Source organism: Micromonospora sp. NPDC005710, assembly GCF_040630995.1.
GTDB lineage: Bacteria > Actinomycetota > Actinomycetes > Mycobacteriales > Micromonosporaceae > Micromonospora.
Genome location: NZ_JBEXYP010000009.1, coordinates 109,871 through 135,008 on the forward strand (window position 1 = coordinate 109,871; position 25,138 = coordinate 135,008).

24 protein-coding genes are annotated in these 25,138 nt (G+C 71.6%); 7 read left to right on the top strand and 17 right to left on the bottom strand.

All coding sequences use genetic code 11. The features are described 5' to 3' along the window. Positions 1-42: 42 nt before the first annotated feature. The 8 genes from ABZ406_RS14885 to ABZ406_RS14920 all read right to left on the bottom strand — a co-directional run bounded on the left by ABZ406_RS14885 (position 43) and on the right by ABZ406_RS14920 (position 9,949). On the bottom strand, positions 43-852 hold the full coding sequence (locus ABZ406_RS14885; RefSeq protein WP_357760818.1) for a polyprenol monophosphomannose synthase: 810 nt from the start codon (positions 850-852) through the stop codon (positions 43-45). 34 nt (positions 853-886) lie between these two features. Further along, positions 887-2,629 (bottom strand): apolipoprotein N-acyltransferase, encoded by a 1,743-nt coding sequence (lnt, locus tag ABZ406_RS14890; RefSeq protein ID WP_357761178.1) that lies wholly within the window; start codon positions 2,627-2,629, stop codon positions 887-889. Between the two features lie 606 nt (positions 2,630-3,235). Beyond that, the gene (locus ABZ406_RS14895) at positions 3,236-4,567 is read right to left on the bottom strand and encodes a glutamate mutase L (RefSeq protein ID WP_357761181.1); all 1,332 of its coding nucleotides are present in this window, start codon (positions 4,565-4,567) and stop codon (positions 3,236-3,238) included. A 47-nt stretch (positions 4,568-4,614) separates the two neighbouring features. Beyond that, positions 4,615-5,013: a hotdog domain-containing protein gene (locus ABZ406_RS14900; protein WP_357760821.1), complete on the bottom strand. Its 399-nt coding sequence runs from the start codon at positions 5,011-5,013 to the stop codon at positions 4,615-4,617. Continuing rightward, positions 5,010-5,774, bottom strand: coding sequence for an OAM dimerization domain-containing protein (locus ABZ406_RS14905; protein WP_357760823.1), 765 nt, complete (start codon positions 5,772-5,774; stop codon positions 5,010-5,012). Before ABZ406_RS14905 ends, ABZ406_RS14900 begins: the two co-directional genes overlap by 4 nt. After that, positions 5,771-7,333 carry a lysine 5,6-aminomutase subunit alpha gene (locus ABZ406_RS14910; protein ID WP_357760826.1) on the bottom strand — a complete coding sequence of 521 codons (1,563 nt, stop codon included), beginning with the start codon at positions 7,331-7,333 and terminating at the stop codon, positions 5,771-5,773. Before ABZ406_RS14910 ends, ABZ406_RS14905 begins: the two co-directional genes overlap by 4 nt. After that, entirely contained in the window at positions 7,330-8,895 is a 1,566-nt protein-coding gene (locus ABZ406_RS14915; RefSeq protein WP_357760829.1) for an amidohydrolase, read from the bottom strand. Before ABZ406_RS14915 ends, ABZ406_RS14910 begins: the two co-directional genes overlap by 4 nt. 4 nt (positions 8,896-8,899) lie before the next feature. Next, complete coding sequence (locus ABZ406_RS14920; protein WP_357761183.1) at positions 8,900-9,949, bottom strand: zinc-binding alcohol dehydrogenase; 1,050 nt, start codon at positions 9,947-9,949, stop codon at positions 8,900-8,902. 153 nt (positions 9,950-10,102) lie between these two features. On the opposite strand from ABZ406_RS14920, the gene ABZ406_RS14925 reads away from it, so the two are divergent. Continuing rightward, entirely contained in the window at positions 10,103-11,494 is a 1,392-nt protein-coding gene (locus ABZ406_RS14925) for a lysine 2,3-aminomutase (protein ID WP_357760832.1), read from the top strand. Positions 11,495-11,550: 56 nt separating this feature from the next. Here ABZ406_RS14925 and ABZ406_RS14930 read toward each other — a convergent pair whose 3' ends face one another. Genes ABZ406_RS14930 through ABZ406_RS14940 form a run of 3 tightly spaced genes read right to left on the bottom strand, consistent with a single transcriptional unit; the run spans position 11,551 to position 13,772 of the window. After that, on the bottom strand, positions 11,551-12,603 hold the full coding sequence (locus tag ABZ406_RS14930; RefSeq protein ID WP_357760835.1) for a hypothetical protein: 1,053 nt from the start codon (positions 12,601-12,603) through the stop codon (positions 11,551-11,553). Continuing rightward, entirely contained in the window at positions 12,600-13,166 is a 567-nt protein-coding gene (locus ABZ406_RS14935) for an RNA polymerase sigma factor (RefSeq protein ID WP_357760838.1), read from the bottom strand. The genes ABZ406_RS14930 and ABZ406_RS14935 overlap by 4 nt, the downstream gene beginning before the upstream one ends. Before the next feature lie 48 nt (positions 13,167-13,214). Beyond that, entirely contained in the window at positions 13,215-13,772 is a 558-nt protein-coding gene (locus tag ABZ406_RS14940) for a helix-turn-helix domain-containing protein (protein WP_357760841.1), read from the bottom strand. A 103-nt stretch (positions 13,773-13,875) separates the two neighbouring features. Here ABZ406_RS14940 and ABZ406_RS14945 point away from each other — a divergent pair, with 103 nt between their 5' ends. Further along, a complete protein-coding gene (locus ABZ406_RS14945; protein ID WP_357760844.1) occupies positions 13,876-14,820 on the top strand; it encodes an NADP-dependent oxidoreductase in 945 nt (314 codons plus the stop codon). 68 nt (positions 14,821-14,888) lie between these two features. After that, positions 14,889-16,064 (top strand): low temperature requirement protein A, encoded by a 1,176-nt coding sequence (locus ABZ406_RS14950; RefSeq protein WP_357760847.1) that lies wholly within the window; start codon positions 14,889-14,891, stop codon positions 16,062-16,064. A 14-nt stretch (positions 16,065-16,078) separates the two neighbouring features. On the opposite strand, the gene ABZ406_RS14955 is transcribed toward ABZ406_RS14950, so the two are convergent. Further along, positions 16,079-16,738, bottom strand: coding sequence for a polysaccharide deacetylase family protein (locus ABZ406_RS14955; protein ID WP_357760850.1), 660 nt, complete (start codon positions 16,736-16,738; stop codon positions 16,079-16,081). Positions 16,739-17,401: 663 nt separating this feature from the next. Further along, positions 17,402-17,596, bottom strand: a complete 195-nt coding sequence (locus ABZ406_RS14960; protein ID WP_357760852.1) for a CsbD family protein — start codon at positions 17,594-17,596, stop codon at positions 17,402-17,404. A gap of 156 nt (positions 17,597-17,752) precedes the next feature. Here ABZ406_RS14960 and ABZ406_RS14965 point away from each other — a divergent pair, with 156 nt between their 5' ends. Next, the gene (locus ABZ406_RS14965) at positions 17,753-18,364 is read left to right on the top strand and encodes a histidine phosphatase family protein (protein WP_357760855.1); all 612 of its coding nucleotides are present in this window, start codon (positions 17,753-17,755) and stop codon (positions 18,362-18,364) included. Here the strand turns inward: ABZ406_RS14965 and ABZ406_RS14970 are convergent. The 3 genes from ABZ406_RS14970 to ABZ406_RS14980 all read right to left on the bottom strand — a co-directional run bounded on the left by ABZ406_RS14970 (position 18,294) and on the right by ABZ406_RS14980 (position 21,156). Next, a complete protein-coding gene (locus tag ABZ406_RS14970; protein WP_357760858.1) occupies positions 18,294-18,800 on the bottom strand; it encodes an Lrp/AsnC family transcriptional regulator in 507 nt (168 codons plus the stop codon). The two genes, ABZ406_RS14965 and ABZ406_RS14970, sit on opposite strands and share 71 nt — an antisense overlap. Before the next feature lie 101 nt (positions 18,801-18,901). Then, a complete protein-coding gene (locus ABZ406_RS14975) occupies positions 18,902-20,044 on the bottom strand; it encodes an acyl-CoA dehydrogenase family protein (protein WP_357760861.1) in 1,143 nt (380 codons plus the stop codon). After that, positions 20,041-21,156, bottom strand: coding sequence for a Xaa-Pro peptidase family protein (locus ABZ406_RS14980; RefSeq protein ID WP_357760863.1), 1,116 nt, complete (start codon positions 21,154-21,156; stop codon positions 20,041-20,043). The genes ABZ406_RS14975 and ABZ406_RS14980 overlap by 4 nt, the downstream gene beginning before the upstream one ends. A 201-nt stretch (positions 21,157-21,357) precedes the next feature. Here ABZ406_RS14980 and ABZ406_RS14985 point away from each other — a divergent pair, with 201 nt between their 5' ends. Further along, the gene (locus ABZ406_RS14985; RefSeq protein ID WP_357760866.1) at positions 21,358-22,725 is read left to right on the top strand and encodes a glycosyl hydrolase family 18 protein; all 1,368 of its coding nucleotides are present in this window, start codon (positions 21,358-21,360) and stop codon (positions 22,723-22,725) included. 78 nt (positions 22,726-22,803) lie between these two features. Here ABZ406_RS14985 and ABZ406_RS14990 read toward each other — a convergent pair whose 3' ends face one another. After that, complete coding sequence (locus ABZ406_RS14990) at positions 22,804-23,691, bottom strand: winged helix-turn-helix transcriptional regulator (RefSeq protein WP_357760869.1); 888 nt, start codon at positions 23,689-23,691, stop codon at positions 22,804-22,806. A gap of 175 nt (positions 23,692-23,866) precedes the next feature. Between ABZ406_RS14990 and ABZ406_RS14995 the strand changes: the two genes are divergently transcribed. Together ABZ406_RS14995 and ABZ406_RS15000 are read left to right on the top strand one after the other, a co-directional pair. Next, on the top strand, positions 23,867-24,094 hold the full coding sequence (locus tag ABZ406_RS14995) for a hypothetical protein (protein ID WP_357760871.1): 228 nt from the start codon (positions 23,867-23,869) through the stop codon (positions 24,092-24,094). A gap of 58 nt (positions 24,095-24,152) precedes the next feature. Further along, positions 24,153-25,109, top strand: a complete 957-nt coding sequence (locus ABZ406_RS15000; protein ID WP_357760874.1) for a 5'-3' exonuclease — start codon at positions 24,153-24,155, stop codon at positions 25,107-25,109. Positions 25,110-25,138 lie beyond the last annotated feature (29 nt).

Consider the following 25,138-nt stretch of genomic DNA (forward strand, 5'->3'; position numbering starts at 1 on the left):
ACCACGGACATGTTTCGCCCATCCAGCATGACACGGCCCCGCTCACGGCCACCGGGCCTGACCGGTGGCCGTGCCGTGCAGGCCCCGGCGGACCGCCTGGCGCCGGTCGCGCACACCCCAGGCGGTGATCCGCCACAGCGCCTCAGCCACGATCTTCGGGCTCATCTTGCTGTCACCGCGTTCCCGCTCGGCGAAGGTGATCGGCACCTCCACGATCCGCACCCCGGCCCGGTGCGCCAGCCGGGACAGCTCCACCTGGAACGAGTAACCCTGCGACGTCACCGACTCCAGGTCGATGGCGTCCAACGCGCTGATCCGGTACACCCGGTAACCGCCGGTGGCGTCCGACACGGGCATACCCAGCGCCAGACGCGCGTACAGGTTGCCGCCGCGCGACAGCAGCAGCCGCCGCAGCGGCCAGTTGAGCACCCGCGCGCCCCTGGTCCACCGTGAGCCGATCACCACGTCCGCGTCGCGGGCGGCCGCCAGCAACGCCGGGAGGTCCTCCGGGGCGTGTGAGCCGTCGGCGTCCATCTCCACGACCGCGTGGTAGCCCCGTTCGCGCGCCCACCCGAACCCCGCCAGGTACGCCGCACCCAGGCCCTCCTTGCCCTGGCGGTGCAGCACCTGCACGTGCGCGTCGCCGTCGGCGAGGGCGTCGGCGATCGCACCGGTGCCGTCGGGGCTGTTGTCGTCGGCGATGAGGATCTGCACCGCCGGGGCGGCACGCCGGACCCGGCCCACGATCACGGCGATGTTGTCAGCCTCGTTGTAGGTGGGGATCACCACCAGCACCCGGCCCACCCCGGGCACCTCGCCCGCGCGTCGGATCGTATCGGTCGCCTGGATCACGGTTCCTCCGCTCCCGCCGGCGTACCGGCTGTTGCTATCCGGGCCTGACCCGCTGCCGCCGGCGCAGCACCGCCGCGCCGACCAGGGCCGCCGCGGCCAGTGCGGCGAGCGCCACCTCCGGCCACCAGCCGAGGCGGGTGGCGAGGGTACGTCCGTCGTCGAGCCGCACCTGCCGCACCACGACCTCCCGGGTGTTGAACCCGGTGGCATCGCTTACCCGCCCGTCGGGTGCGACGAACCCGGACACCCCGACCGTGGAGGCCATCAACGCCGGCCGTCCGTGTTCCACCGCCCGCAGCCGCACCATGGCCAACTGCTGGCGGGCCTCCGCCACGTCGAAGGTGGCGTTGTTGGTCTGCACCACGAGCAGTTGCGCGCCGCCGGTGACGGTGTCGCGGACCACCCCGTCGTAGGCGACCTCGAAGCAGATCACGTCACCGAGCACGGCGGGGCCGGCGCGTACCACGCCCGGGGTGCTTCCGGCGACGAAGTCGTTGCGGATCAGGTCGACCTGCTTGCTGACCATCCGGGCCACGTCGCGCAGCGGCACGTACTCGGCGAACGGCACCGGGTGGCGTTTCGTGTACAGCTGGCCGAGGTCCGCGCCGGTGCCGGGACGCCACAGGATGCCCGCGTTGCGGACCTGCCCGGCGTCGGGGCCCAACAGCACCGCGCCGACCAGGATCGGCGCGCCGATGGTGTCGGCGGCCTGGGAGATCCGCGCCCCGGCGGTGGGGTTGCGCAGCGGGTCGATGTCGCTGGAGTTCTCCGGCCACACCACCAGGTCGGGCTGTTGCTGCTGCCCGGAGGCGACCCGCGCGGCCAGCTCGATGGTGGCGTCGACGTGGTTGTTGAGGACGGCCTGCCGTTGGGCGTTGAAGTCCAGACCCAGCCGGGGCACGTTGCCCTGCACGATCGCCACGGTGACCGTGGCGCCCGACCCGGCGGTGGCCACCGGCACGAGCAGCGCCCCGGCGGTCAGCGCGACAGCCACGACCGCCGGTACGACCATCGGCGCCCACCGCCGCGCCGACGCCCCGGCGGCCGCTGCGGTGTCGGTGGTGGCCGGGGCGTCCGCACCCTCAACGGCCGGTGTGGTGTCGGCGGGTGTGGTGTCGGCCGGCTCGGTGGTCGAGCCGGTGCCGGTGGGGTTGATTCGCCTGCCGGGGCGCAGGATGCCCCAGGCGTGCCAGGCGGCAGTGACGAGCAACCCGCCGGCGAACGCGACAGCGAAGGTGACCACTGGAGCGCCGCCGAGCGCGGCCAGGCGCAGCAGCGGGGACTCGTCCTGGCTGAACGCCAACCGCCCCCACGGGAACCCGCCGAACGGGGTGCGGTCGCGCAGCGCCTCCTGCCCCACCCACAGCAGCCCGGTCAGCGGCGGCCACGACCAACGGACACGGTCGACCAGCGGCGACACCCAGGCGGTGGCCACACCGAGCAGCGCCAGGTAGCCGGCCTGCAACAGCGACAGCAGCACCCACGGCAGGTAGCCGGTGTGCAGGTTCGTCCAGGCCAGCAGCGGGGCGAACAGCGCCACCCCGGTCAGGAAGCCCAGGCCGGCGCCGGCGCGCAACCGCCGCCGGTGCGCGGCGGCGGCCAGCAACGCCACCCCGACCGGCGCGAGCGGCCACACCCCGTACGGCGGGAACGCCACCAGCAGCGCCAACCCGGCGGCCACCGCCAGGGGCACGGCGACCCGCAGCGGCAGGGGCCGACCCGCGACGACCGGCGCGCCGATCACCGTAGGGGTGTGGGTGTCTTCCCGGTCCAGCATCGTCACCGCAGCTTCACCTCGATCACCCGGCGAAGGCTACCCGTCTGAGGATCCCGCCGGCCGCATCGGGCCGCGCTGAGGCCCGCCGCGCCACCCCTGCTCGTCGATCTTGCACTTTCGGTGCCGACACAAGGGGCATTCCCCCTATAACAACGACACAAACTGCAAGATCGGCGCGGTGGGGCGTGGGGCGTGAGGGGCGTGAGGGGTGGGGGATGAAATCGGGGCGCGGCTTTCGCCGCGCCCCGATGCTCCCAGGCCCTTCCCGGCCGGTGTGGCGAGGATGGGGCACGACGACCTTCGGACCGACCGGACGTGGACTGGCTGCCCCCGCCGGGCCGTTGTCTACTGGCCGTGCACCTCACCCTGCCCGTACACCGGTAACCGCGGCCGGTTCGCGCCGCCCCGCCGACCCCCGCCCGCTGGACCTGGCCGCCGCGACTGTGACGCTGAAAAATGTCGCTCGGCCAGCGGACGAAGGGACGAAGCGAACAACAGCCGCTTCCCGTGGTAGGACTCAAAGACGGTACGTGCCGACCCCCGTCGGTTGTCAACCCACAGCCGGCCTGTCGTGTGTTGCGACACGGCGTGTCGGGTCGGCGAGTCTCAATGCGTCCGCAGATGGTGACGCAGCAGCGCCCGCGCGGCCGCCGGGTGTTCCTCGGCGAGCAGCCCTCCGGCGGCCAGCACGTAGTCGACGTCGACCACCGCGGCGGCGGCGCGCGGCAACGCCCACCCGCCGGCGTGGTCACCCAGGACCGCCGTCAGCACCTGCCCGGACACGTCCGCCGGCGCGTGCCGCAACACCCCACCGGAGCCCACCAGCAACCGCACGTCGCGCAGGTCCCGTCCGGCCCGCTCACCGGTGGCAGCACCCCGGGCGTGCCGGCGCAGCGCCACCGTCGCGGCGAGGGTCGCGATGCGCCGGTCCACAGCCCGCTCGACGTCGTCGGCGGCCAGGAATGCCGGGTCCGCCGCCCGCGCCGCCGCCGCCGCGCTCAGGTCATCGGTCTCCTCGGCGGTGAGCAGCCGCTCCTCGACGGCGGCGCGCACCACCCCCGGGGCGCTCCACCGCATGCCCAGATCACCCTCCACGGTGCGGGCCCGCCACAGACTGCCGGCAACCTCCCGGCCCGGCCCACTGGCCCGCTCGTCGGGCGTCAGCACCGAGTACACGTCGGTGGTGGCCCCACCCACGTCCACGACGGCGAGGTCACCGCCGAGGGTGTCGGCGAGCACCTCCACACCGGTGAGCACCGCGTCGGGGGTGGCCGCCCGCACCAGCCGCGCGAACCGGCTCCCCCTCGACAGTCGTTTACCACCGATGACGTGACGCAGGAACACCGCGCGGATCGCCGCCCGCGCCGACGCCGGGGTGAGCACCCCGATGCGTGGCAGGACATTGTCGGCGTCGGTCACGGGCACCCCGGCGTCGCGCAGCAACCCGGTGAGCTGTTCGCGGACGTCGGCGTTGCCCGCGTACACCACGGGTCGCCGCCACCGGGCGCGCGCCAGGCGGGTCGCGTTGTGGGTGACGGTGTCGGCGTCGCCGCCGTCGGTGCCGCCGACGAGCAGCACCACGTCCGGTCGGGCCGCCCGCAGCGCCGCCAGGTCGGCGGCGCCGAGCCGCCCGGCCGCGACGTGCACCACGTGCGCGCCGGCGGACAACCCGACGCGCCTGCCGGCCTGGGCGGTGACCAGCGGCTCGTAGCCGATCACCGCGAGCCGCAGCCCACCGCCGGCCGACGAGCACACGTACCAGGGCGCGTCGGCGACCCCGAGCCCGGCGGTGGCCGCCGCGACCGCGGCGTCCACCCCGTGCAACACGTCGGTGCCCACAGTGGTGGGCGCCGACGCCGCGCCGACGAGCACACCGGCGGCCAGGTCCACCACCGCCACCTTCGTGTACGTGGAGCCGACGTCGGCGCAGACCGCCAGGGCCGCAGGGCTCCCCGGTTCGCGACTGCGGGGCTCGCAACCCCGGCTCACTCCTCGCGACTCACTGGGACGACCACGGTGCCGGTCGCGGTGACCGCCACGATCGGCGGGTCGAGGACCTCGGCCGCGGACGCGGAACGGTCCGGGCGGCCCCGGCACACCACCGCGCAGCTCAACTCCAAGGTGCGGCTACGGGTGCCCACCCGCGACACCTGGGCGGTCACCTGCACGACGTCCCCGGCGTGGATGGGCGCGTGGAACCGCACGTCGGCGTACCCGGCGAACAGACCCTCGTCGCCGTCAGTCTGGATACACACCTCCGTGGCGACGTCACCGAACAACCCCAGGGCGTACGCCCCGTCGACGAGGTTGCCGGCGTAGTGGGCGTGCGAGTACGGCACATACCGCCGGTGCGTCACCGTCAACCCGAGCCGTGCGTCGGTCATGCCATCGCCTTCCGTTGCGTGATCAGGGCGTGCACGAGGTAGCTGGCCACCTCGCCGGGGGTGGTGCCCCGACCGAAGATCCGGTCCACTCCCAACTCGTCGGTCATCGACTCGTCGAAACGGGGACCGCCGACGATCAGCAGCGGCCGCCGCCCCGCCGGCATCGCCTCCCGGAACGCCGCGGACATCTCCCGGGTGTTGTGCAGGTGCGCGTCGCGTTGGGTGACCACCTGCGACACGAGGACCGCGTCGGCCTTCTCCGCCCGGGCGGTCTCCACCAACTCCGGCACGCTCACCTGCGCACCCATGTTGGTGACCTTCAACTCCCGGTAGTACTCCAGCCCCTTCTCACCGGCGATGCCCTTGACGTTGAGGATCGCGTCGATGCCCACCGTGTGCGCGTCGGTGCCGATGCACGCCCCGACCACCGACAGCTTGCGCCGCAACCGCTGCCTGATCACCGTGTTGACGTCCTTCGCCGACAGCAACGCGAAGTCCCGTTCCACCACCTGCACGGCGTTGAGGTCGACCAGGTGGTTCACCCGCCCGTACACGACGAAGAACGTGAACCCGTCGCCCATCGGCTTGGCGTGCACCACCATCGCCGGGTCGATGCCCATCTTGTTGGCCAACTGCACCGCCGCGCCCTCGGCGCGCTTGTCGTGGGTCACCGGCAGGGTGAACGACACCTGCACCATCCCGTCGCCGGTGGTGTCCCCGTACGGCCGCACGATCCTCTTCGCGGCGTCGGCGGCGCTCATGCCGCGTCCCCTTCCAGGATGTCCGTGGCCGGGTTGCAGTAGTCGGCCTCATGCGCGGCGACCCCGTCGAGGCCCTTGCCGCGGTCCGCGGGCCGCTTCATGATCCCGAAGGTGCCCTCGGCGATCGCCGTCAGCAGCGTCTGCTCCCCGATGCGTTCCAGCAGGTCCAACGCCTCACCGAGGACCTGGTTGGCGCGTCGGCGGATGAACCCGCCCGGCGCGGGCACGAAGTCCTCGTGCAGCCCACCGGCGGCGCCCAGGACGTAGCGCACGTTCTGCAGGGCGATGTCCCGGTCGGACAACCACGGCGTCACCACCGCCTCGGTCATCATCCCCACCAGCAGGATCCCCTGACCAGTCAGCGCCCCGGCAAGGTTGAAGAACCCGTCGAGCAGGTTGCCCCGGAACACGTCACCGGTCATGTGCTTCGTCGGCGGCATCCACTTCAACGGGGCGTCCGGGAACAACTCCCGGGCCAGCAACGCGTGCGCCAACTCCAGGCGGAACGACTCCGGCACCTCAGGGTTGATCTCGAACGCGTGGCCCAACCCCAACTGCCAGTTCGCCAAGCCCGCCTCGTGGGCGAAGAACTCGTTGAGCAACTGCGACACCGTCACCGTGTGCGCCTCGTCGACAGCGTCGGCGGTCGTCAGGTAGTTGTCCTCACCGGTGTTGATGATGATCCCCGCGCGGGCGTGCACCTGCCGGGAGAACCGCTGGTCGACGAAGGTGCGCACCGGGTTGATGTCGCGGAACAGGATCCCGTACATCGAGTCGTTGAGCATCATGTCGAGGCGTTCCAACCCGGCCAGGGTCGCCATCTCCGGCATGCACAACCCGGACGCGTAGTTGGTCAACCGCACGTAGCGGCCCACCTCCTTCGACGACTCGTCCAACGCCGCGCGCATCAACCGGAAGTTCTCCTGCGTGGCGTACGTGCCGGCGAACCCCTCCCGGGTCGCGCCCTCGGGCACGTAGTCCAGCAACGACTGCCCGGTGGAACGGATCACCGCGATCACGTCCGCGCCGGCCCGCGCCGCCGCCTGCGCCTGCGGGATGTCCTCGTAGATGTCACCGGTGGCGACGATCAGGTAGATCCACGGCCGCTGCGCCGGGTCGCCGTGGCGCTTGACGAGGCGGTCCCGCTCGGCGCGCCGCCGGTCGATGCGCCGAATGCCCGCGCCGACCGCCCTGCGCGCCGCCGACCGGGCAGCCGTCGCCGCCCGCCCGGTGGGCTGGGTGAACCGCACCGACCCGGCGGCGGCCTTCTGCGCCAGCAACGTCACGTCGGTGCTGCCCTCACGCACCAGGGCGTCGAACACCGGCACCGCCACCCCGTGACCCAACCCCACGTCCCCGGCGACCGCGTCGACGAGCCGGTTCACCCACGGAATACCGTCCGGGTCGGCGCCGGTCACCCCGGCCAACCGCAGGACCGCCCGCTCCACCGACACCGTGGTGTGGCTGCGCGCCAGGTCCACGACCGGCTGCCCGGCCCGACGCGCCAACTCCCGCGCCCGCGCCACCAGCACCGGATCCAGATCAAGCTTCCCGGTCACGACGACCCTTCCTCATAGATGACCTCACCGCGCAACACCAGGCGCCGGCACACCGGCAGCGGAGTCGGATCACCCGGACCCCGCTGCTCCGGATCCTCGGCCTGCAACACCGGCAGACCCCGCTCCACCCCCGCCGGCGTCGACCACACCGCGAACGTCGCCGGCGCACCCAGCGCCAGGACCCCCTCCACGTCCAGGTGCACCGCCCGCCACCCACCGCGGGTGTGCGCCGCGAACGCCGACCGCACACCCATCCGCTGCGCCGGGTTGTGGTGCGCCACCGCCGCCCGCACCGACCCCCACGGATCCAGCGGCGTCACCGGCGAATCCGACCCGAACGCCAACGCCACCCCCACCGAGTGCATCGCACCCATCGGGTTCGACTCCAACGACCGGTCCAACCCCAACCGCGTCTCGTACATCCGGCCCGCGCCACCCCACAACCTGTCGAACGCCGGCTGCATGCTCGCCACCACCCCGTACTCCACGAACCGCGCGATCAACTGCTTGTTCATGATCTCCGCGTGCTCGATGCGGTGCCGGGCCGCCCGCAACCGCTCCACCCCCACCGACCGCGCCGCCGCCGCGAACCCGTGCAGGACGGTGCCGATCGCCGCGTCACCGATGGCGTGGAACCCGCCCTGCATGCCGTGCGCCGCGCAGTCCAGCAGGTGATCACGCACCTGCTCCGCCGACAGGTACCCGTGACCGCACCCGTCACCGTCGCCGTACGGCTGGGACACGTGCGCCGTGCGGGAGCCCAACGCCCCGTCGGCGAACAGGTCCCCACCGGCGCCGACCGCACCCAACTCCCGGGCCCGCGCCGCGCCACCCAGCTCGCCCCAGTACCCGTACACCTCCGGCAGGCCCGCGCCGGAAATGCCCAGCAACCCCGTGAAGTCCTCCTCGTCGGAGATCTCCGGGCCACCGCACTCGTGCACCGCGGCGATACCCAGCGACGCCGCGTGGGCCAGGGCGACCCGCTGTGCCGCCACCCGCTGCGCCCGACTCACCGACCCCTGCGCCGCCGCCCGCACCACGTGGTGCGCGTCGCGCCGCAACCAGCCCGACGCGTCGTACCCGGCCGCCCCCGCCGCCTGCGGGCACGCCGCCAGCAACGCCGACGACACCAACGCCGAGTGGATCGACGCCTGCGACAGGTACACCCGCCGACCACCGGCGGCCCGGTCCAGTGCCGCCGCGTCCGGCAACGTCGGATCCGACCAGCCCGACTCGTCCCACCCGTGCCCCAGCACCACCGCGTCCGCCGGCAGACCCGCCGCGACGCCCGCCACCGCGTCGAGCAAATGCCCCGCCGAGCGCACCCCGGACAACTCCAGCCCGGACAACGCCAACCCGGTGTCGGTGGCGTGCACGTGCGCGTCGACGAACGCCGGCGTCACCAGCGCCCCACCCAGGTCCACCACCCGGTCCGCCGGCGGCGCGTCACCGTCGGTACCCAACCAGACAATCCGCCCACCGGAGACCAGCAGCGCGGTGGCGCTCGGGTCGGCGGGACAGTGCAGCACGCCGCCGCGATACAACGTCGAGGGGTTCGTCATGACCTCAGTCTGCCGCCACCCGAGCCGCGAACAGCTGACGCACCCCCGGCTCGGCCCGCAGCAACCCCAACGCCAACTCCGCGTGCCCCGGCACGTACCCGTTGCCCACCAGCATCGTCACGTCCGCCGCCAACCCCTCCGCGCCCAACGCGGCAGCGGCGAAGCTCGTCGCCATCGAGAAGAAGATCACTGTGCCGCCGTCCGCCGTCGCCAGCACCGCCCCGTGCTCACACCCCGGCACGTCCACGCACACCACTGTCACGTCCGCCGGCGCCCCCAACGCGGTCGTCACCGCCGTGGACAACCCCACCGGGTCGCGCGCGTCGGCCACCGCCACCACCGACGCCAGACCGGCGGCCGTCAGCGCGTCACGCTCCGCCGCCACCGGCACCACCCCGACGGTACGCGCGGCACCCGCCCGCCGCGCTGCGGCCAGGGACAGCGAACCGCTCTTACCGGCCCCACCGATCACCGCGACCCGCACCGGCGTCGGATCACCATCGCGTTGACGCTCCTCGACCACGCGCGACACCACCCGCGCGGTCAGCGCGGGCGCCCCGCACACGTCCAGCACGGCGAGGGACAACTGCGGGTCCTCGTCCTCGGGCAGCACCGCCGCGATGGACCGCGCGAACAGGATCGCCCACCCGTCGCACGGCACCTGCTCGCTTCGCCCGTCCCAACGGGCCAACCCGTCGGTGATCACCAGGGGCGTCAGCGTCAGCGACACCAGGCTGGCGACCCGCTGACCCGCCCTGAGCCCCAGCGGGGACCGCCGGCCGGCCTCCTCGACAGTGCCGATCAGCATCCCACCCGACCCGGTCACCGGGTTCTGCATCTTCCCCCGGGTCGCGACGATCTCCAGCACCTCGGCGCGGACCGCGTCACCGTTGCCGCCGTGCTTCTCCGACAACTGCCGGAAGCTCGCCGCGTCCAGATTGAGCCGCTGCACCCGGATCCGCACCTCGTTCGGCGCGATCGCCGCCGACGTCTCCAGGCGCCAAGCCGCCTGCGGCAGCACCCCCGCCGGTTGCACGACGCGGTGCAGTCCCACCGGTGACGTCACGCCAACCTCCCCTGCCCAGCCGTTCGAAGCCTCGGCCAAGGCTCGCGTAACGGGAAAACTTACGGCAGACTAGTTTCTGTACCGAATATTTTCCAGTAGCCTTCGGGCTTCGATGATCAGCCGCAACACCGAGGAGGGGCCGTGACCCAGACCATCCCCCAACCCCGTCACGCCCCGGTCGCCGTACCGACCGCCGGGCAGCCCTACGAATACCACCGCCGCCCCCTGGTCGAACCGGACTGGACCCGCTTCCCCGGCTGGCGCCACGTCACCCGCGACCAGTGGGAATCCGCCCAGTGGCAGCGCGTCAACTGCGTCAAGAACACCAAGCAGCTCCGCGCCGTCCTCGGTGACCTCATCGACGACACCTTCTACGCCGACCTCGAAGCCGACCAGAAGGCCATGGCCACCATGTCCATGCTGGTGCCACCACAAATGATCAACACGATGGTGCCGTTCGCGCCGCTGACCACCGAAGCGCTGCTCGCCGACCCCATCCGCCGCTACATGATTCCGGTCGCCTCCGACCGACGCACCGACTGGCCGTCACACCCCTACGCCAGCCGCGACAGCCTCCACGAGCACGACATGTGGGTCGCCGAAGGCCTCACCCACCGCTACCCCACCAAGGTCCTCGCCGAACTGCTCTCCACCTGCCCCCAGTACTGCGGGCACTGCACCCGCATGGACCTCGTCGGCAACTCCACCCCCGCCGTCGACAAACTCAAACTCACCCTCAAGCCCGTCGACCGCTACGACGCCCACATCGCCTACCTCAAAGCCCACCCCGGAGTCCGCGACGTCGTCGTCTCCGGCGGCGACGTGGCAAACGTCCCCTGGCGCAACCTCGAGTCGTACCTCATGCGCCTGCTGGAACTGGAAACGGTCCGCGACATCCGGCTCGCCACCAAAGCCCTCATGGGCCTGCCCCAACACTGGCTGCAACCCGAAGTCGTCGAAGGCCTGGAACGCGTCGCCCGCACCGCCGCCCGCCGCGGCGTCAACCTGGCCATCCACACCCACGTCAACCACGCCCAGTCGCTCACCCCACTGGTCGCCAAAGCCGCCCAGACCGCCCTCGACGTCGGCGTCCGCGACGTCCGCAACCAGGGCGTCCTCATGCGCGGCGTCAACGCCACCACCCCGGAACTGCTCGACCTCTGCTTCGCACTCCAAGGCGAAGCCGGAATCCTGCCGTACTACTTCTACATGTGCGACATGATCCCCAACGCCGAACACTGGCGGGTCCCGGTCTGGCACGCCCAGCAACTCCAACACGACATCATGGGCTACCTCCCCGGCTACGCCACCCCCCGCATCGTCTGCGACGTCCCCTTCGTCGGCAAACGCTGGGTGCACATGCTCACCGACTACGACCGTGAGCGCGGCATCTCCTACTGGACCAAGAACTACCGCACCTCCATCGAGTCCGCCGACCTGGAGGCGCTCAACAAGCGCTACGCCTACTACGACCCGATCGACACCCTGCCCGAGAGCGGGCTGCAGTGGTGGACCGACCACCGCGACGACTGACCCACCGACGACGACACCCCCGGGGGAGGATCCCGGGGGTGTCGCACAATCCACGATCAGGCGCAGTCCCAGTTCTGGGGATATCCGGCCGGCAGCGTCCCGGCGGCGATCTCGTCGGCGTACTCCCAGAACACCTCCGGCCAGTCACCGGCCTTGTTCATGTCCCGCAGCACCCGCCACCCGTGGCTACTGCGCAGCGCGTCGGCGGCCCGCCGCACAGCGGCCTCATCCCCGCCCGCTCTCGCCCGCAGCCACTCCGCGACCCACCCGCAGCCGACCGCGGACGTCACACCCACGCCGAAATGGTAGGAGTCGCTCACACCGATGTCCTCCAACGCGGCGACATCGAACCCGGGCGGCAGCGGCACGTCGGCGAGCACCCCAGCCGCCCGCGCCCGCACCGGCACGACCATCTCCGCCGGCAGCGACGCCAACCACGTCCGCACGTCAACACGAACGATGTCCGCGAGAACCCGGTCGAAGTCCTTACGCGACCAGTTGCCGGAGCTCTGCATCTCCACGAACATCCCGTCGCGGGGACGCAGTAGCACCGAGAAGTCGCCGCTGAAATATTCGAACAGGTCACCCGGCCAGCGGTCGACCTGCACCGACCTCGCAGGACTCACGTCGAGCCGGTCGGCGTAGCGGTCCGCGTAACCGGCAGCCGAATACCAGGTCATCTCCAGCTCGCGCCCACCCCTGCGAAACGCGATGGTCCCGTAATCGTCGGTGAACCCGTGCAGGCTGATCACCTTCCAACCGGAGCGGCTGATCAACAGCCGGGGGTTCCTCTCCGCCGCCGCCAACACCTGCGGCGAATAGACCACCTGAGCATCAGGGGTGGCGATGGGAGCCAACCCACGCTCCTCGGAATGCCCCTGCAACGCCATGGACGCCGGCACGACGCTGACGAGAACGGCAGCTGCCGCCGCGACGCTGGCGAAGCGATTTACCCGGTACCGCCGCTTCGGGACAACGCTAACGATCATCGACTCGGACATGATCTCCTCCAGCAGGCTCTGCTTCACCCCGCCGAGGTCCCCGATGACACCAAGCCGACCCGGGTCGGCATCCCGCACCAACTGGTCGACACGCTCCTCAATGGTCATCTGTCCTCCTTCCGGGTGGCTGCGGTCAGCACGTCGAGTACCTGTCCGGGTGGCCCCAGGTCGTCACCGACCAGCCCCCGCAACCTCGCCCGCGCCCGCGACAACCGAGTCCGCACCACGGCAGGGCTCACTCCCAGGACCGCAGCCACCTCACGTGGCTGCAGACCCTCCCAGACGGTGAGCATCAGCACCTCCCGGTCCATCTCCGTCAGACCCGCCAACGCCGCCCACACCGCGAGCCGCTCCGGCACCTCACTGCCCGGATCGAGGGGCGCGGCGGCAATCTGCTGTCGTAACCGCTCACCCAACCGGTGACGCCGAACGCCACCGCGATGATGGTTCGCCAGCACCCTCCGAGCCACCCCATACAGCCACAGCCGGGTTTCACCGTCGACCGGAATGTCCTGCCTGCGGCGCCAGGCGACCAGGAAGGTCTCCGCGACGACGTCAGCCGCGTCCTCGGGATGCGCGACACGCCTCAGCGCGTACGCCAGCAACGACCCGAAGTCGTCGGCGTAGGCGCGCCTGAAACGTTCCTCGTCGTACTCAATACCGGAGCTCACGTTCACTCCATGTCCGGTGGAACCCCAACCGTGACGACTGACCGCCAATCAGGCACGGATTCCGGCAAGGACGAGGCCGGCGACCCTGCCGATCACGCGGGCGGCTGCCGTAGGCGGCAGCCGCCGTAGCGACGCGATGGCCAGCAGGCCGGCCCGGACATCGTCGACGTCCACGCCGTCACGGATTACGCCCGCCGCCCGCGCGCGGTCAACGAGCACGCCCAACGCCCGGGCATGTTCCCGCCGTTCGTCCCCAAAGGCGGCGCTCATCTCCCCCGATCCCAGCAAAGCCTCGTTGAGCGCCCGGTCGTGGATCTGTCGATCGGCGAACTCAAGGATCGTGCCGGAAAGCGCCCGCCACGGATCAGGGTCGTCCAGAGCGTGGCGCATCTGCACACCGCAGGCGTCCACGCGTTCGGCGAGAACCGTCGTGACCAGCTCGGCGCGGGTCGGGAAATGTCGGTAGAGGGTCGCCACACCGACCCCCGCCCGCCGGGCCACCTCGCGCATGGGTGCCTCAAGCCCGGCCACGGCGAACGTCTCCCGTGCGGCCACCACCACGCGTTCGCGATTGGATCGGGCATCGGCACGCGGCTTCTGAGGCATCCTCCACCGACCTTCCTCCCACTTGACCCCACAGCGGAACAGCTGCTCCGTTTCCGGCCTACGGTACGGCTAGGAACACGTCAACGAGGCAAAGGAGCCACTGATGTTCGCAGCGCAGTTCGACCGGTTCGGCGGTCCGGAAGTGCTTCACCTCGGCACGGCCGACGAACCGCGGCCCGGCGCCGGCCAGATCCGAGTCCGCGTACACGCCGCCGGAGTCTCCCCGGTCGACGTCGGTCTTCGGTCCGGCCGCACCCCGATGAGCGCCCGACTACCCCTGCCGCACATTCCCGGCGTCGACGCGGCCGGAGTCGTCGACGAAATCGGCCACGGCGTCGACGGCGTGGCCGTCGGCGACCACGTCTTCGGTGTCGTCGAACTAGCGAAACTCGGCGGAGCGAGCGCCCAGTTCGCGGTACTGCAGCTCTGGGCACCCAAGCCGGCGACCATGTCCTGGACGCAGGCGGGCGCGGCAGGCACCAGCATCGAGACAGCCACCCGAGCCCTCGATCTGCTGGAACCGCAGCCAGGCATGACCCTCCTGATCGAAGGGGCCGCAGGTGGAGTGGGCAGCGTCGCCGTCCAACTTGCCACAGCCCGCGGTATCCGGGTCATCGGCACCGCCCGCACCGACAACCACGCCTTCCTCAGCCAGCTCGGGGCGACGCCTGTCACGTACGGGCCCGGCCTCGCCGACCGGGTCAACGCCCTGGGCGTGCCTCGGGTGCACCGCGCACTGGATGTCGCCGGCGCCGGATCCCTGCCGGAACTGCTCGCCCTGACCGGCGACCCGGCAGCGGTGGTGACCCTTGCCGACCACACCGCCCCCACACACGGCGTCCACCTGTCCATGGGACAACTCGCCGGTGAACCCGACGGCCGGCACGGCCTGCGCACCGCCGCCGAGCTGTTCACAGTGGGCCGGTTCACGGTGCCGATCGAGGCGACCTTCCCCATTCAGAAAGCGACCGACGCACACGACACCGCCGAACACGGATCCCGCCGCGGCAAGATCGTTATAACCGTCGACGACGCCTACGAGAACTGACCCTCGACACACCGGGGAATCACCAACCCGGGGATGCGGTGGACCGCGGACGACTAGCGTCCACCACCATGGGACACCCGAGGCCCACCCCCGACACGGGCCCCGGCGACCGGGTAACACTCGACGAGGTCTTCTTCGACGTCGTCTTCGTCCTCACCGTCACCCAACTGGCCCACGCCCTCGAAACCCACCTCAACTGGGTCGGATTCGGCCGCAGCGCCCTGATCCTCGGCCTGCTGTGGTATCTCTACACCGGCTACGCCTGGCTCAACAACCACCTCCCACCGCGACAGAACACCACCAGGCTGCTGCTCTTCGCCGGCATGGCCGGCTTCCTGCTCAGCGCCGTCGCGCTACCCGACGCCCTCACCGGCGGCGGCGCGCTCTTCGCCGTCGGCTACCTCATCGTCGTCGCCGTCCACCTCATCCTGTTCCTGCACACCAACGCCCGCACCGGCGCACTGCGGCTCGCCCCCTACAACCTCGGTGCCGCACTCCTCGTCCTCGCCGCCGCCGCGTTCACCGGCCCCGCCGTACCCGCCCTCTGGGCCGCCGCCGTCTTCACCCAGTCCGTCCTGCCCTACCTGCTCCCCCGCCGCCTGTCCTGGACCGGCGTACCCGAGGCCTTCCACCTGCGCCCCGGGCACTTCGTCGAGCGACACGGCCTGCTCGTCATCGTCGCCCTCGGCGAATCCGTCGTCACCATCGGCATGGGCGTACCCGCCAACGACCTCACCGCCGCAACGGCCGCCGCGATCGTGCTCGCCCTCGCCATACCCGTCGCCCTGTGGTGGACCTACTTCACCGACACCCGACCAGCCACGGCCGCCCTTGCCGCCGCAGCACCCGCCAATCGCAGCCAAATGGCCGCCCGCACCTATGTGTTCCCCCACTTCCTGCTGCTGCTCGGTGTCATCTCGACGGTCGCCGGTCTGCATGCCGCCGTCGCCCGACCCGACGAGCCGGCCAGCACCGGCGCCGCCCTCGCCCTCGGCGGCGGCGTCGCGCTCTACCTGGTCGGCGTCGCCGCCGTACGCCGCGCCCTACGGGTGCCCATCCCCCTGGCCCGACTCGCCGCCGCCGTGGCGGCGCTGGCCACCGTCGCCCTCGGCGTCAGTCTCCCGGTGACCGTCCAGCTCGTCACCACCATCGCCATCCTGGTGCTGATGCTGGTGACCGACGCCCGGCCGTCCACCCGCCGCCGCGACGACGAGAGCCCACGGGTCGACGCGGAACAAACGTGATCGCCCTGGCTGCCTCAGCCGCCGGCCAGCACCTCGGACAACGGCGCCGGCACCAAACCCCGCTCACGCAACCCGGCCAGGATGTGCGGCAACGCCTCATCGGTCATCGCCGCGTTCGCCTCGGTCACGTGCATGATCACCACTGATCCGGGGCGGGCGTGGTCCACCACCGCCCGCACCAGCGGTTTCCACGCCGTCGCGAACGGATCGCCGCTGACCACGTCCCCGTCGACCACAGTCACACCCAGCGGCGCCAACGCGTCCAGCGCCGCCGCGTCGTGGCACAACCCCGGAAACCGGAAGTAACGGGTCTGCCGGCCCCCGTACGGAGCGATCACCTCGAACGTCTTCGCCACGTCGCCGGCCAACCTGTCCACCGGCAACCGCGGTAGGTCGTAGCAGTCAGCGGTGAACGCCGCGTGCCCGTAGGTGTGGTTGGCCAACTCGAAGCGCGGATTGCCGGCGATCCGCCGGGTCACGTCCGGATACCGCCGCACCCACTTGCCGGTCAGGAAGAACGTCGCCGGCACCTGCTCGCGCTCCAGCAGGTCGAGGATGCGCAGGTTCGCGTACGACGTCACCCGGCCGGACCGCAGGCTGGCCAGCATCCCGTCGGTCATGTCCGCGTCGAAGGTGAGCGCAACCTTGGCACCGGTGCGCGGACCGTGATCCACCACCGGCGCCCTGGCCCCGATCGGCGTCGCGCCCGGCACCGTGGCAACCGCCGGCGGCGACGAAACAACAGCCGACGGCACCGCCGGAGACACGCCGGTCGACGGCGCACCCGTCGACGTCGACGACCCGACGAAGACCGGCCGTTCCGGCGGCGGCACCCGAGACGCCGTACACGAGACACCGCCGACAACAGCAACCACCGAGAGCACGCCACACCACAACGGACGAAGCCGCACACGAATCACACAATCGATCATCCCAAACGCGAACCCCGCTCACTGCCCCGCGCGCCCGCCCCCACCACCGCGCCGATCTTGCACTTTCGGTCGTCGGATTGGGCGGGATGCCCCATCTGCCGCAACAGAAAGCGCAAGATCGCCCGGTCGTGCCCCGAGGACGGGCCTGAGGGGGCGCGATCATGCAGTTTTGGTGCCTGTTTTGTTGCCTGATAGGCGCTTCACCCCCCACCACAACTCCATGATCGACGGAGCGAGACAAGGGGCGGAGCGAGACAAGGGGCGGGGCGAGACAGGGGGCGGGGCGAGACAGGGCCGGTGCGGCGGGACGGGACTGAACACGGCACAACCCCAGCCGCCGGCCCTGGCGGCTCACACGTCGGGTCCCCGGGCAGCACCTGCCCGGGGACCCAACGTCCGCTCAGGTCACTTGTTGAAGGCGTCCTTCACGTTGCGACCAGCGTCCTTGACGTTCTGACCGGCCTGCTTGGCGCGCGCGTCGCTCTGCTGGCTGGCGCCCTCGCCCCGCATCTGCTCGTTGTCGGTCATGTCGCCGACGCGCTCCCTCGCGGCGCCGGTCATCTGCTCGACCTTGTTCTTTGCCTTCTCGGTGAAGCTCATCGCGCCTCCTCGGTCTGGCGGGTGTCCCCGCTCGGTTGCCCGGTCTCCGGGTGCCGAAACCGGTGGTGCCGGTCGGCACACCCGCTAAGGCATCCTAGGAAGATAGGTAGTGGGAGGTCGGCTGTTGGGCGCTCACCATGGTGGTTAACTGACCGGATGGGAGAGCTCCTGCTGATTCGGCACGGCGAGACCACCTGGAGCGCCAGCCTGCGGCACACCTCGTACACCGACCTGGAGCTGACCCCCGACGGCGAGCGGCAGGCCCGCACCCTGGCCGCCTTCCTGGCCGGCCGGCGCTTCGTCAGAGTGCTGGCCAGCCCCCGCTCGCGGGCGCTGCGCACCGCGCAGCTGGCCGGGCTCACCGTCGACGGCGTCGACGAGAACCTCAGCGAGTGGAACTACGGCGAGTACGAGGGCCGCACGACAGTCGACATCCACGACGACGATCCGCACTGGAACATCTGGACCGACGGCTGCCCCGGCGGGGAGTCCCCCGCGCAGGTGGGTGAACGGCTCGACCGGGTGCTGGCCCGCGTCACACCGCTGCTCGACCGTGGCACCGTCGCGCTGGTCGGGCACGCGCACAGCCTGCGGGTGCTCGGTGCCCGCTGGATCGGCCTGCCCCCGTCGGCCGGCGGACGGCTACGGCTGGACACCGCCACGGTGAGCGCGCTCGGTCACGAGCACGGCCGGCAGGTCATCCTGCGGTGGAACCAGCCGGCTCCTCCGGCGCCCGGGACCGCGACCGACTCGGTGCCGCAGCGCTGATCTTCGGCGGCCGGTTCTCGTACGGGGTGGACAACACCACAGTCGTCCGGGTCGTGACGTTCGCCGAGGTGCGGATCTCCTGGAGGACCCGCTCCAGGTCGGTGGGGCTGGCCACCCGCACCAGCAGCAGGTAGAAGTCCTCCCCCGCCACTGAGTAGCAGGAGTCGATCTCCGGTAGGTGGGCCAGCCGCTGCGGGGCGTCGTCCGGCTGCGACGGGTCGAACGGCCGGATCGCCACGAACGCGGTGAGCGGCAGGTCCAGCGCCTCGAACGACACCCGGGCGGCGTACCCCTTGATCACCCCGCGTTGCTCCAGCCGACGGACCCGCTGGTGCACGGCGGACACCGACAGCCCCACCCGCTCGGCCAGGTCGGTGTACGACAGACGGCCGTCGGCGGTCAGCGCGGCGACGATTGCGCGGTCGATCTCCTCCACGGCGTGCAACCTACCGGGAAAACCGTCGCACGGCGACGAGGTACCCGGTGGGCGGTACCCGCGGTGGGCCCGCGACGCACCCACCGCGGCACCGCCACCAGTCAGTCCTTGGCCAGCGCCCGGGAGATCACCATTCGTTGGATCTGGTTGGTGCCCTCCACGATCTGCAGCACCTTCGCCTCCCGCATGTACCGCTCCACCGGGTGGTCGGCCACGTAACCCGCGCCGCCGAGCACCTGCACCGCGTCGGTGGTGACCCGCATCGCCATGTCGGTGGCGAACAGTTTCGCCTTGGCCGCCTCGATCGCGTACGGGCGGCCGGCGTCGCGCAGCCGAGCCGCCGCCAGGGTCAACGCGCGGGCTGCGGAGATCTGGGTGGCCGCGTCGGCGAGGAGGAACCCCAGCCCCTGGAAGTCGATGATGGAGCGGCCGAACTGCTGCCGCTCCCGGGCGTAGGACACCGCGTAGTCCAGGGCGGCCTGCGCCAGCCCGACCGCGCACGCCGCGATACCCAGCCGGCCGGAGTCCAGGGCGGACATCGCGATGGTGAAGCCCATCCCCTCGCCGCCGATCAGCCGGTCGGCGGGAACCCGCGCCTCGTCGAAGGCGATCTGCGCGACCGGGGAGGCGCGCAGCCCCATCGTCCGCTCGGCCGCCTGCGGGGTGATGCCGGCCGTGCCCGCGTCGGCGAGGAGGCAGGAGATGCCCTTCGGGCCGGGCCCTCCGGTGCGGCAGAAGACGTTGTAGAAGTCGGCCGTCCGGGCATGGGTGATCCACGCCTTGGTGCCGGAGACCAGGTACGCGTCGCCGTCCCGGTCCGCCCGGGTGGTCAGCGCCGCCGCGTCCGACCCGCCCTGCGGCTCGGAGAGGCAGTACGCGCCGAGCAACTCGCCGCCGAGCATGTCGGGCAGCAGCTTGCGCTGCTCGTCGCTGCCGAACGCGGCCACCGGGTAGCAGGACAGGGTGTGCACGCTGACCGCCTCGGCGACCGCGAGCCAGCGGCTGGCCAGGATCTCCAGCACCTGCAGGTACACCTCGTACGGCTGGGCCGCGCCGCCGTGTTCCTCGGGGTAGGGCAGGCCGAGCAGGCCGGCCCGGCCCAGCGTGCGCAGCACCTCGCGGGGGAACTCGGCGCGTTCCTCGAAGGCCGCGGCCTTCGGCGCGAGCTCACGGTCGGCGAGCTCGGTGGCGAGACCCAGCAGGTCGTGGGCCTCGTCGGTGGGGAGGATCCGGTCGACAGTCATAGCGCGATGAGCTCCGTGGGGGTGGTGTTGAGCCGTTGCACGCCGTCCGTGGTGCAGACGACGATGTCCTCGATGCGGGCGCCGTGCCGGCCCGCCAGGTAGATGCCCGGTTCGATGGAGAACGCCATGCCGGCCTCGAGGGGTCGCTCGTTGCCGGCCACCAGGTACGGCTCCTCGTGCCCGTCCAGGCCGATGCCGTGGCCGGTGCGGTGCAGGAACGCGGCACCGTAGCCGGCGGCGGCGATCGGTTCCCGGGCCGCGGCGTCGGCCGCCGCGCCGGTGATTCCCTCTCGCACCGCCGCGACGGCGTCGCGTTGGGCGTCGCGCAGGACCGCGTAGTAGTCAAGGAAGTCCGCCGGAGCCGACCCGCCCGCGAGGTAGGTGCGGGTGCAGTCCGAGCGGTAGCCGGAGGCCATCGTGCCGCCGATGTCGACGACCACCGGCTCGCCGGCGCCAACGGGCCGGTCGGAGGTGCCGTGGTGAGGGCTGGCCCCGTTCGGCCCGGCCGCCACGATGACGAAGTCGACTGTCACGTGCCCGGCGGCGCGGATCGCCGCGGCGATGTCGGTGGCCACCTCGGCCTCGGTACGACCGGGGCGTAGCCACTCGCCCATCCGCAGGTGCACCTCGTCGATCGCCGCGCCGGCCTCGGCGAGGGCCGCGATCTCCGCCGGGGACTTGCGGATGCGCAGCTCGCGCAGCACCTCCCCGGCGAGCCGTTGCACGGCGTCGGGCAGCGCCGCGCGCAGGCCGAGGACCTGCTCGGCCCACATCCGGTCGGCGAGCCCGACCGCCGCGACCGGGCCGTCGAGGGCGGCGACGACAAGGGGGTACGGGTCGGTGCCGTCGACGTGGTCGACGATGCGTACCCCGGTGGCCGGCGCCGGGGACGCCTCGGCGGCCGGGCGTTCGAGCCGGGGCACGACGAGGGTCGGCTCGCCCTGGGCGGGCAGCACGAGGCAGGTCAGCCGCTCCCCCGCGTGGGCGTCGTACCCGGTCAGGTAGCGCAGGTCGGAGCCGGGGGTGAGCAGCAGGGCGTCCAGGCCGGCGGCGGCCGTGGCGCGCTGCGCGGCGATCAGCCGGTCCGGCGGATACAGCTCGTCGATTCCCACCCCGTCAGCTTAACGGTCGTTTGGGCAAACCCCATATTCACGCCGACTGGCCATAAATCTACCGACGTTGATTGACTCGGACAGTTAACACTCTTTAAGATTTGGCTGCCTCGAGGCCCACACGCCCCCTGCGTTCCCCTCATCCCGCCCGCGACAAACCGCGTGGGCGGGCGTCGTCCCCCGCCCACGGGAAGGCCCCCGATGTCCTCACCACTGCGCCGCGCCCTCGCCGCCGGCCTGCTCGCGTTGGCCACCGCCGCCGCGACCCTCACCGTCACCTCCACCGCCGCGCAGGCCGTGGTGCTGCCGAACAACTTCAAGAGCGTCGGCTACATGCCCTCCTGGGCCGGCAACATCAACGCCATCCAGTACAACAAGCTCACCCACATCAACTACGCGTTCGTGCTGCCCAACAGCAACGGCACCCTGCAAGGGGTGGACGGGGCCCGGCTCTCCTCGCTGGTCTCGCAGGGGCACGCCAACAACGTCAAGGTCTCCATCGCCGTCGGCGGTTGGAACGACGGCAACGACTCGGCCTTCGAGGCGCTTGCCGCCAACTCCACCAGCCGCACCGCCTTCGTCAACAACCTGGTCAACTTCGTCAACCAGTACAACCTGGACGGCGTCGACATGGACTGGGAGTACCCCGACCCGGGCACCTCGGCCAACAACTACACGGCGCTCATGACCCAGCTCGGCAGCGCCCTGCACAGTCGCGGCAAGCTGCTCACCGCCGCCGTGGTCTCCGAGGGCGGCAGCGTCCAGGGCGTCCAGACGGCCGTGTTCAACCAGGTCGACTGGCTCAACATCATGGCGTACGACGGCGGAAGCCCGCACTCCAACTACGACTGGTCGATCAACAGCATCAACCTGTGGAAGGCCCGCGGCCTGCCGGCCAGTAAGGCGGTCCTCGGCATCCCGTTCTACAGCCGCCCCGGGTACTACACCTACTCCGCGCTCGTCGCGATGGACCCGGCCAACGCCAACCGGGACTGCACCACGGCCGGCGGCGCGCAGCAGTGCTACAACGGCGTCCCGACGGTCAAGCGTAAGACGCAGTGGGCGCTGGCCAACGCCGGCGGCGTGATGAACTGGGAGCTGTCGCAGGACACCACCGGCTCGACCTCACTGGTCAGCGCCATGTACGACACCATCATGGGCGGCACCACCCCGCCGCCGACCGGTCGCACCGGCCGGATCACCGGGCTCGGCGGCAAGTGCGTCGACGTGGCCTCGGCGAGCACCGCCAACGGCGCCGCCATCCAGCTCTGGGGCTGCAACGGCAGCAACGCCCAGACCTGGACCGTGGCCAGCGACAGCACGCTGCGCGCCCTCGGCAAGTGCGCCGACATCACCAGCGGCTCCACCGCCAACGGCGCGAAGGTCCAGCTCTGGGACTGCAACGGCAGCGGCGCGCAGGTCTGGCAGGCGCAGTCCAACGGCACCCTGCGCAACCCGCAGTCGAACAAGTGCCTCGACGTCACCGACAACACCTCCGCCGACGGCACCCGGTTGCAGATCTGGGAGTGCTTCGCCGGCGCCAACCAGCGCTGGACGCTCCCGGCCTGACACCGCCCGTACGCCCCCGGCCCCGCAGGGGTCCAGGGAGCAGCCGGCTCACAGGGGCCCCCGGTCGACGCGAACGCGTCAGCCGGGGGCCCCTGCGTACTCGCGGACCACTGTGAGCATCTCCTGCACCGAGCCGGCCGGGTCGGTGACCGGGAACTGCACGGCGCGCACCACCGCCTGCGGGTCGACCAGCAGCGTCAGCCGCTTGAACCGGGTCATCCCCCCAGCGCGGAACACCGGCAGCAGCAACCCCGCCCCCAGCCGACCATCCTCGTCGGACAGCAGCGGAAACGGCAGTTCGGCGTACGCGGTGAAGTCGGCGAGCTGGTCGGGCCGTTGGGTGCTGACGCCGTACACCCGGGCACCGGCGCTCTGGAAGTCCTGATGACGCCTCGCGTAGGTGGTCGACTCCAGGGTGCAGCCCCGGGCACCGGGAATCTTGTCCCACCCGGGTGGATAGCCGTGGGTGCCCGGCGCGTACGCGCCGGGGAACAGGTAGAGCACCGTCCACGCGTCCGTCGCGGCCACCGCCACCGGCTTTCCGTCGGCGGCGGGCAGGACGACCTCGGGCAACCGCCGACCGACCAGGTCCTGCACGCGGCGCGCCTCGGCCGAGCCGGCGCCGGCCGTAGCGGTCACCTCACCCTCACCCATCACGTGCCTCGTTCCCCAGTCCTGAAGCGCGATCAGCACCGGCAGGAGCCCTTCGCCCTTCCCGGTGAGCAGGTAGTCGTAGCGCGGCGGGTGTCGCGAGTACGGCCGGCGCTCCAGCACACCGTGCTCGACGAGCGCGCCGAGGCGCTCGGTCAGCGCCCGACGGCTGACGCCCAGCTCACGCTGGAGCGCGTCGAAGCGGGTCGTCCCCCCGGCGACGTCACGCACGATGAGGAACGTCCACCAGTCCCCCAGCACGCCGAGCGCCTGCGCGATGCCGCAGTCCGCATCGGCAAGATCTTCTCTCCGCACCGGCTACCTCCGTTGGTCCCGCTCCGACTATAGTCCGTTCCAGATTGGAACGTGGTGGGTCGGAACGGGGGACGACGACCAGCCCGCACTGTCGTCTTCCGGCCCCCCACGCCTCCTCTCCGCCCTAGCCTGGGATCGGGGCGCCCGCGCGGGCGCCCTGACCGGGAGGACAGAGGTGGCAGGAAACGCAGCGAACCGGGCGGCGACACGCCGTCGCCGCCAACTCTGGGCCGGGGTCCTCGCGCTCGTCGGCCTCGTCCTGCTGATCATCGGCGTCACCGTCGCCGACGGCGTCGCCGCCTGGGTCGAGGTGGTGGTGGCGATCCTGCTGCTGGTGACCAGCTACGTCGTGCAGTACCTGGCCCGGCGGGAGACCGTCTACCGGCCCGACGAGCGACGCTGACCCCACCGGCGGCCGGGCGTACGCCCGATCGTCGGACCGTTGTGCCAGGCTGTCCGGCGTGGCAAACCGACCCCCGATCCTGCTGATCGACGCAGCCAGCCTCTACTTCCGGGCATACTTCGGCATTCCGGAGTCCGCCGCCAGGGCCGAGGACGGCACCCCGGTCAACGCGGTGCGCGGCTTCCTCGACATGCTCGCCACCCTGATCCGGGTGCGCGGCGCCGACCGGATGATCTGCGCACTGGACTACGACTGGCGTCCCGCGTGGCGGGTGGACCTGCTGCCGTCGTACAAGGCGCACCGGGTCGCCCCGCAGGGCGGCGAGATCGTTCCGGACACCCTCTCCCCGCAGGTGCCGATGATCCTGGAGGTCCTCGCGGCGGTGGGCATCACCGCCGTCGGCGCGACAGGTTACGAGGCGGACGACGTGCTCGGCACCCTCTCGGTGACCCAACCGGGGCCGGTCGAGGTGGTCTCCGGCGACCGGGACCTGTTCCAACTCGTCGACGACGCCCGACCGGTCCGGCTGCTCTACGTCGGGCGCGGTGTGGCCAAACTCGACGACTGCGACGACGCCGCGGTGCGCTCCCGCTACGGTGTGCCCGCCGACCGGTACGCCGACTTCGCCGCGCTGCGCGGCGACCCGAGTGACGGGTTGCCCGGGGTGGCCGGCGTCGGGGAGAAGACCGCCGCACGGCTGATCGAGCGGTACGGCAGCATCGCCGGCATCCTGGCCGCGCTCGACGACTCCGACTCGTCCTTCGCGCCGGGCCTGCGCGCCAAACTGGTCGCGGCACGCGACTACCTGGGCGTCGCGCCGACAGTGGTCCGGGTCGCCCTGGACGTACCCCTGCCGGAGCTGCCCACCGCGCTGCCGAGCGCCCCGGCCGACCCGGACCGGCTGCTCGAGCTGGCCCAACGATGGAACCTGGCCGGCTCGGCCCGCCGCCTGGTCGACGCCCTCGCCGCCCCTCGGGGCGACGACAGGTCGTCGACGTCTCCGCAAGCGGAGTAACACCCCGACACCCGGATCGCTCCACCCCG

Coding starts and splice junctions, on each gene's coding strand:
- ABZ406_RS14975 (WP_357760861.1), bottom strand. CDS start 20,044: ATGACTGTCGACCGGATCCTCCCCACCGACGAGGCCCACGACCTGCTG.
- lnt (WP_357761178.1), bottom strand. CDS start 2,629: ATGCTGGACCGGGAAGACACCCACACCCCTACGGTGATCGGCGCGCCG.
- ABZ406_RS14945 (WP_357760844.1), top strand. CDS start 13,876: ATGTTCGCAGCGCAGTTCGACCGGTTCGGCGGTCCGGAAGTGCTTCAC.
- ABZ406_RS14950 (WP_357760847.1), top strand. CDS start 14,889: ATGGGACACCCGAGGCCCACCCCCGACACGGGCCCCGGCGACCGGGTA.
- ABZ406_RS14965 (WP_357760855.1), top strand. CDS start 17,753: ATGGGAGAGCTCCTGCTGATTCGGCACGGCGAGACCACCTGGAGCGCC.
- ABZ406_RS14900 (WP_357760821.1), bottom strand. CDS start 5,013: ATGACCGACGCACGGCTCGGGTTGACGGTGACGCACCGGCGGTATGTG.
- ABZ406_RS14905 (WP_357760823.1), bottom strand. CDS start 5,774: ATGAGCGCCGCCGACGCCGCGAAGAGGATCGTGCGGCCGTACGGGGAC.
- ABZ406_RS14940 (WP_357760841.1), bottom strand. CDS start 13,772: ATGCCTCAGAAGCCGCGTGCCGATGCCCGATCCAATCGCGAACGCGTG.
- ABZ406_RS14930 (WP_357760835.1), bottom strand. CDS start 12,603: ATGACCATTGAGGAGCGTGTCGACCAGTTGGTGCGGGATGCCGACCCG.
- ABZ406_RS14985 (WP_357760866.1), top strand. CDS start 21,358: ATGTCCTCACCACTGCGCCGCGCCCTCGCCGCCGGCCTGCTCGCGTTG.
- ABZ406_RS14960 (WP_357760852.1), bottom strand. CDS start 17,596: ATGAGCTTCACCGAGAAGGCAAAGAACAAGGTCGAGCAGATGACCGGC.
- ABZ406_RS14915 (WP_357760829.1), bottom strand. CDS start 8,895: ATGACGAACCCCTCGACGTTGTATCGCGGCGGCGTGCTGCACTGTCCC.